The organism is Brachyspira catarrhinii (assembly GCF_005518285.1).
In the GTDB taxonomy this organism is placed as follows: Bacteria; Spirochaetota; Brachyspiria; order Brachyspirales; family Brachyspiraceae; genus Brachyspira; species Brachyspira catarrhinii.
On the sequence record NZ_SJDU01000440.1, the window covers coordinates 1 to 1704 of the forward strand.

Consider the following 1704-nt stretch of genomic DNA (forward strand, 5'->3'; position numbering starts at 1 on the left):
AATGATAAATTTCCTATACTAGATGATGAGTTTTCAGAATTACATGTATATGCAGAAGATGATGGAATGTATGAACTATTAATTCCTTCTTGGTATTATGAATATCAAAAATTCTTATCGAAGAAAAACAGATTAACGAAAAAGTAAAAGAATTGGCAAAAAGAATATCGGACGATTACCGAAATAAAGAAAACGCGCCTTGTTTAATAGGTTTGCTTAAGGGTTCTTTCATATTTATAGCCGATTTATCGCGATATATAGACATACCGATAGAAATAGATTTTATGATAGTTTCAAGTTATGGAAATAATAAAATAGGCTCTGAAATAAAAATTTTGAAAGACATTGATGTTCAATTAACGGGGAGAGATGTTATTATCGTAGAAGATATTATTGACACAGGTTATACTTTGGAAAAAATCTGCGAAGTTTTGAAAACGAGAAATATCGCCTCTTTAAAAATATGCGCTCTTTTGAATAAACCTTCAAGAAGAAAAGTAAATATAAATATAGATTATAACGGTTTCGATATAGAAGACGAATTTGTAGTCGGCTACGGAATAGATTACGCTCAAAAATATAGAAACATTCCATATATCGGAGTTGTGGAATAAGAAAAATTATGATTAAAAATATTATTATAATAGGAGCGGGCGATGCGGGAAAAATGCTCGCTAAAGAAATATTATCCGATAAAAATAAAGATTATAATATTCTATGTTTTTTGGATGACGATGAAAACAAAAAAGAAGTTCGTTCGATAAAAGTAAAAGGCAAAATAAAAGATATAGAAAAAATCGCAAACGAATATAAATCGGAAAATATAAATATAGACGAAATAATAATTGCGATACCGACATTAAAACAAAAAGAACTTGAAAAAATTTTAAATTCAATATCAAACGTTGGAATAAAACATAAAATTGTTCCGGGAATTTTTGAAATCATAAGAGGAAATTTTTCATTAAAAGATATTAGACGACTCGAACCAGCGGATTTGCTCGGAAGAGAAGAAATCGGTTTTGACGAAAAAGAAATATACGATTATTATAAAAATAAAGTAGTATTGGTGACAGGCGGCGGAGGTTCTATAGGAAGCGAACTTGTGAGACAGTTAATAACTTTGCCCGTTAAAAAAGTAATCGCCCTTGAAATTTCAGAAAATGCCATTCATTCTTTATTAATGTCGATAAACTTGCAAGAAAATAAAGATAAATTTAAATATATAATTTCAAATGTCAGAGATTATATTAAAATCGGTAAAATATTAAAAGAATATAAACCTGATATAATATTTCATGCGGCGGCTTATAAACATTTGCCATTTATGGAAGAATATCCCGAAGAAGCGATAAAAAATAATATACTCGCTACGGAAAATATTGCAGCTCTATCTATAAAAAATAATATAAAAAATTTTGTATTCATATCAACGGATAAAGCCGTTCGTCCGACATCGTTAATGGGCGCAAGCAAGAGAATTTGCGAAAGAATGATAATGTCTTTTTCGCATGAACAAAATAGCACGATATTCAAAATAACGAGATTTGGAAATGTATTAGGGAGTAGCGGAAGCGTTATTCCCGTTTTTGAAAGGCAGATAAAAGAAGGAAAAGCTATAACGGTGACGCATCCTGAAATGGTTAGATTTTTTATGTCGATTAGAGAGGCGGCAAGATTGGTTAAGATCGGTAGAGCACACGT

2 protein-coding genes are annotated in these 1704 nt (G+C 30.3%); both read left to right on the forward strand.

All coding sequences use genetic code 11. The annotated features are described in order from the left end of the window. Positions 1-101: 101 nt before the first annotated feature. Complete coding sequence (hpt, locus tag EZH24_RS11290) at positions 102-614, forward strand: hypoxanthine phosphoribosyltransferase (protein WP_137999202.1); 513 nt, start codon at positions 102-104, stop codon at positions 612-614. 8 nt (positions 615-622) lie between these two features. Then, a partial coding sequence (locus EZH24_RS11295) for an SDR family NAD(P)-dependent oxidoreductase (protein WP_236847202.1) occupies positions 623-1704 on the forward strand: 1082 nt, incomplete at its 3' end.